Origin of the sequence: Microbacterium indicum DSM 19969 (assembly GCF_000422385.1) — a bacterium.
Classification (GTDB): Bacteria; Actinomycetota; Actinomycetes; order Actinomycetales; family Microbacteriaceae; genus Microbacterium; species Microbacterium indicum.
This window is the reverse complement of the sequence record NZ_AULR01000026.1, coordinates 1-5,054: the sequence shown is the minus strand read 5'-3', so window position 1 is coordinate 5,054 and position 5,054 is coordinate 1. Positions and strand designations below refer to the sequence as shown.

Here is a 5,054-nt window from a genome sequence, read left to right as displayed (position 1 = left end):
CACGCTGAAGAAGAGAGCCGCTGACGTCCTCGCGTACTTCGACCAGCCCGGCACGAGCAACGGCCCGACCGAGGCGATCAACGGCCGTCTCGAGCACCTCCGCGGCTCCGCGCTCGGCTTCCGCAACATCGCCAACTACATCGCGAGATCGTTGCTCGAGACCGGCGGCTTCAGACCCCACCTACACCCCTGAATGCGAAGAGCCCCATATGCCCCCGCTCCGCTCCGAACAGTTTGGCGAGGCCGTCGGAGGTCGCGAGCCTGCTCGCACGGGCCATATTCCCCGCTAGGTAATTGACGACGCCGGGCACCTTGTGCCCGACGTTCTTGATCGTCACAAGGCGCGACGAACGCACCTCGGTCAAGCAGTAGAGATCGGTCACCTGTCGCTCACCCGACACGATCCACGGACGGAAGGACGGATCAGAGAAGAGGTACGACAAGTTCGGCGGTGTGGCTCGGATACCCTGCCTCTGGAAAAATCCCTGCGCCAGCCCGGGATATATCTCGGGCCCCATGGCGAGGATGTGCGTTCCGGGAAACTCGGCGCCGTAGAGCAGCGCCGCATACCCCCCCCATGCTCCCTCCGAGGAAAACGACCTCGTCGTATCCCGAAGCGACGTCCCGGATGAATCCGACCGTCTGGGCGAAGCTCGGCTCGGCCCGGCCGTGAAGCGGCACACCGTTGGCGTACCAATCGTTCTGCGGAACGTTCAACAGGAGCGAGTCATTGGTGGCAACGTGCAGACTCGAGTAGAAGCCGAATTTGCCGGATTCGGTGTTCGCGGGGCTGAACCCGACGACGAGCCGCGAGGCTCCGCGCGCGCGGAGCATTGCAAACGCCCCGAATTCGCGGTTCTCCGTGATCCTGTCGACCTCACCGGCCACGTTGCGCCGCCCCTCGTTCGCGCCGCGCGAGCTCGTTGAGAAGAACGCGGGAGAGCTGGGTGTATCGCTGTCTGGTGAGGGGACGCGGCTCGGGGTAGCTCGGTAGCTCGCTGTCGAAGAACAGTTCGTCCCGCCCGAGGTACGTCTGCGCAACGCGCCGGTTCCCGTCCTCGACACGAGCCATCACTCCTTGTCGCGACCGATCATCTAGGTAGGCCTTCCCGAGGGTCGCAAATCGCTGCGGAAATCGCGCGGCCAGCTCCTCGAGCCACGACCGGATGGTCGCGTTGTTGTTTCGAACCCACTGTTTGTTCAGCTCTCTCTTGAACTCGACGAGGTCCCGCGGAACGGTGATGTTCGTCGATCCGCCCATGGTGAGCGAGTTATCCCACTCACCGCCAATCCATTCAATGAAGTATCGCTCGAGCGGTACCTCGAATCTGCGCGGTTCGAAGACGCGCACGTCGATGTTCTCCTGCCCGAATACGCTCGCCCATTCTCCAAGGCGGGCGTCATAGTCGAGCATCCACGCCCGTTCCTCGGCGAACTGCTCGATGTCATCCGTGTAGTCACGCGCCATGATCTGCTCGGAGTACAGCGACTCGAGAAACAGGTCCTGGCGACGCAGCATGATGACGACCTTCACATCGAACTGGCCGATCGCCTGTCGGAGCGCTTGAATGTACGGGAGGGGGTCTCCGAGGTAGGCAGCACCCCCGTCGAGCCTGCGCCCCTCCTCACCCTCATCAACGCGCGACACATGGCGGTACAGGGGCTCGGCGGAGATCAGTACGAGCTCGCCAGCGCGCACCTGCCCGCGCACCGCGTCAAAATAGCCCGCAACGTCGCGCATCGTCTCGGCGTCCTGCCGACCAGCAAGCGCGTGCGCGATCCGGTGGTGTGCGTAGTGCTGCTGGAAGAAATCGCCGACATCGGACCCAGGGTAGAAAATCCCCTGTTGCCGGAGTGCGCGACGGTTGCCCGAGAGAAACCGCTGAATCGTGGTGGTTCCGGTCTTGTGCGTGCCGATGTGCAGAATCAGTTGAGCCAAGGGGTCCGCTTTCGAAGTGACGAGGGCGCTGGGCTCCGCGGCCCAAGTCGTGCCCCATAACGATAGTCAATCGCCCACGGCGCGGTCGATGACGCCCAGGCACTTCCCGCGGCGCCCAGCTAGTGTCGGGGCGGTGCTCCTGCGCCCTGCGGGTACGCTCAGGTGAGCGCTGACACCTCTGTAAGGATCTCTACGCCTATGTACTGCAACGCCACGGTCGACCAGGACGGTCGTCTTCTGTGCGGGTGCGCGCTGTGAGCGAGGCGGCGGCACGCAAGACGTCGGTCGGCCCTCAGGGCTCGAGACGTCGCTACTTTCATGCGCTCTGGCTGCTGACGGGCCGTGATCTGCGCGTGAAATACGCGACGACATGGCTCGGGTACGCGTGGACGATCCTCGACCCGCTCATGATGTGCGGCGTCTACATGTTCCTCTTCGTCGTGATCCTCGGCAGGACAGGCGGCGTCGAGCCCTACGGCGTCTTCCTCATCACCGGCCTGCTCCCATGGCAATGGTTCACGACCGCAGTCAATGAGTCCGGGCGTGCCTTCCTCAAGGACAAGAAGTTGCTCCGCTCGACGGGCGCATCGAACTCGATGTGGGTCATGCGCGTCGTCGTCAGCTCGGGCTTTACGTACGTTCTCTCACTGCCCGTCGTCGCAGCCTTCCTCCTGATCATGCAGGTCCCAATCGGCGCGGGCATCGTCTGGTGGCCAGTCGCCTTCATCACACAGGGAATCCTGCTGACGGGCATCGGTCTCCTCATGGCACCTCTGTGCATTCTGATCAACGACCTATCGAAGATCGTCGGTATCATCGTGCGGTTCCTCTTCTTCGCCTCGCCGATCCTCTTCGACCACAGCCGCCTACCCGACTGGTTGAGCTGGATGGACCGAGTCAACCCGCTGTACGGCATCATGACCATGTACCGCCTCGGATACTGGCCCGAGCTGTGGAACGGCGGTTCGATCGTCGCCGCGATCTCGGTGAGCATCGCGATTCTCGCTCTCGGCATCATGATGTTCCCGATCCTCGTCCGCCCCGTCCTGAAGGATCTGTGATCGCATGGGTGACGTCGCCATCCGCGCCCGAGGGCTCGGCATCAAGTTCCGCCGCAACCGCCGCGGTCGTCGCAACATCCGCGACATGTTCGGCCGAGCCGAGGCCCGCACACGCCCGGACGAGTTCTGGGCGTTCCGCAACGTCAGCTTCCGCGTCGAACAGGGCGAGGCCGTCAGCGTCGTCGGGCGAAACGGCCAGGGCAAGTCCACGCTTCTAAAGCTCGTCGCCGGTGTCCTCCTGCCCGACGAAGGTCGCGTCTCGGTGCGCGGCGGCGTTGCCCCACTCATCGAGATCACGGGCGGTTTCGAGAGCCAGCTCACGGTGAAGGAAAACGTCTTCATCGTCGCGGGGTTGCACGGTATGCCTCGCCAAGAGATCAAGCGCCGCTTCGAGGGGATCATCGATTTCGCCGAGCTTGAGGGATTCGAGAACGCACCGTTCAAGAACCTCAGCTCTGGCATGAAGGCTCGCCTGGCATTCGCCGTCGTCTCAGAACTCGACGAGCCAACGTTGCTCGTCGACGAAGTGCTCGCAGTAGGCGACAAAGCGTTCCGCGAGAAGTGCTTCGCCCGAATCGAGGACATCATGGCCGAGGGGCGCACGATGTTCTTCGTGGGCCACAATGCAGGGAACATGAAGCGGTTCACGACCCGCGGACTGTACCTCGACAACCACCAGCTAAAGATGGACGCACCCATCGATGATGTCCTCGCGCAGTATGCGAAGGACTACCCGCCGCCGGCGCCCAGGCCTCGGGGCAAGGAGCAAGGTAACCGCCGTCAGAACCAGCCCGTGCCGGTTCCAGACGACGACGATGACGACTGACGAGCACCATCGGAGAAGTTCGATGTCCCTGCGCCTGATCACCGTCTTCATCTTGTTGATCGGCGTGCTCGTCGCGACGCCTGGGGCAGCGTTCGCAGCCACGCCTGAACCATCACCGCGCGGCGCGCGGTTGGCAGACACCGCGTCAACCTCGTCGGCCGGGTTCACGCACCCCGGCGTCTTCGTCGGAGTCGATGAACTCAAGACCTCGAAGGGGCACGTACGCGCGGGCGACGAGCCGTGGGCGACGCTGTTCGATGAACTCGAGTCGTCGGAATACGCAACGCGTGGGGCGCCCGACTTCGGCGATTTGGTGTCAGCGTCGGATCGCGACGAGCCGTGCGATCAGGCCGACACTGTCGGTTGCGCGTCGGAATGCGGCTCGTTCAATATCCCCGACAACGGCTGCACAGACGAGCTGATGGACGCGCGTGCCGTCTACGGGCAGGCGTTGCTTTGGTGGTACACGGAGGACCCACAGTACGCCCGCCGGGCGGTGGCGATCCTCAACGCCTACGCGAGCGACTTCGCCGGACACGTAGGTTCGAACGGGCCGCTCATGGCTGCATGGGTGTCGGAGATGATGATCCGCGGTGCTGAGATCATCCGATACACATACGAGCCTGGACTGGACGACCCTCAGTTCCAGGTGCGAGCGTTCACCCGTATGGCGCGCACAGTCCTAGCCGACACACTGTCGTCATTCGACTACGCGAACTACAACGGCAACTGGAAGCTCTCAGCTGCCGACGGCCTCGTGAACCTCGGGGTGTTCCTCGACGATCGGGCCCTCTATGAGCAGGGGCTCGAAATGTGGCGCGAACGCGTCCCGTCGTACATCTATCTGGAATCAGATGGCCCGCTGCCGATCCCGCCCGCCGACAGCGTATATCTGGCTCTTCGCATTCAGGGGTGTAGGTGGGGTCTGAAGCCGCCGGTCTCGAGCAACGATCTCGCGATGTAGTTGGCGATGTTGCGGAAGCCGAGCGCGGAGCCGCGGAGGTGCTCGAGACGGCCGTTGATCGCCTCGGTCGGGCCGTTGCTCGTGCCGGGCTGGTCGAAGTACGCGAGGACGTCAGCGGCTCTCTTCTTCAGCGTGCGGCCGAGCCTGCGGAGCTCGACCAGAGCGGCCGGGACGCCGCGGGAGACAGCATCGATCACGCCCTGCATGGCCTTCCTCCCGGCGGCGCGATCCGGGTCGCGGTAGGCGGAGATCATGCGCTGGTAG

Annotated in this window: 6 protein-coding genes; 4 read left to right on the top strand and 2 right to left on the bottom strand. The window is 63.8% G+C overall.

Going from position 1 to position 5,054, the window contains the following annotated elements:
- The coding region (locus H576_RS0112280; RefSeq protein WP_029151172.1) for an ISL3 family transposase at window positions 1–193 on the top strand (193 nt) is incomplete at its 5' end.
- Between the two features lie 684 nt (window positions 194–877).
- On the opposite strand, the gene H576_RS0112270 is transcribed toward H576_RS0112280, so the two are convergent.
- Window positions 878–1,939, bottom strand: a complete 1,062-nt coding sequence (locus tag H576_RS0112270; protein WP_029151170.1) for a hypothetical protein — start codon at window positions 1,937–1,939, stop codon at window positions 878–880.
- Between the two features lie 254 nt (window positions 1,940–2,193).
- On the opposite strand from H576_RS0112270, the gene H576_RS0112265 reads away from it, so the two are divergent.
- From H576_RS0112265 to H576_RS0112255, 3 genes are read left to right on the top strand one after another with little or no spacing between them, the layout of a single operon-like run.
- Complete coding sequence (locus H576_RS0112265; protein ID WP_029151169.1) at window positions 2,194–3,000, top strand: ABC transporter permease; 807 nt, start codon at window positions 2,194–2,196, stop codon at window positions 2,998–3,000.
- Window positions 3,001–3,004: 4 nt separating this feature from the next.
- Window positions 3,005–3,826 carry an ABC transporter ATP-binding protein gene (locus H576_RS15760; RefSeq protein ID WP_084502726.1) on the top strand — a complete coding sequence of 274 codons (822 nt, stop codon included), beginning with the start codon at window positions 3,005–3,007 and terminating at the stop codon, window positions 3,824–3,826.
- A gap of 22 nt (window positions 3,827–3,848) precedes the next feature.
- A complete protein-coding gene (locus H576_RS0112255; protein WP_029151168.1) occupies window positions 3,849–4,790 on the top strand; it encodes an alginate lyase family protein in 942 nt (313 codons plus the stop codon).
- On the opposite strand, the gene H576_RS15755 is transcribed toward H576_RS0112255, so the two are convergent.
- Window positions 4,733–5,054, bottom strand: a 322-nt coding sequence (locus H576_RS15755; protein WP_036320878.1) for an ISL3 family transposase, incomplete at its 5' end; no start/stop codon positions are given. The genes H576_RS0112255 and H576_RS15755 overlap by 58 nt on opposite strands.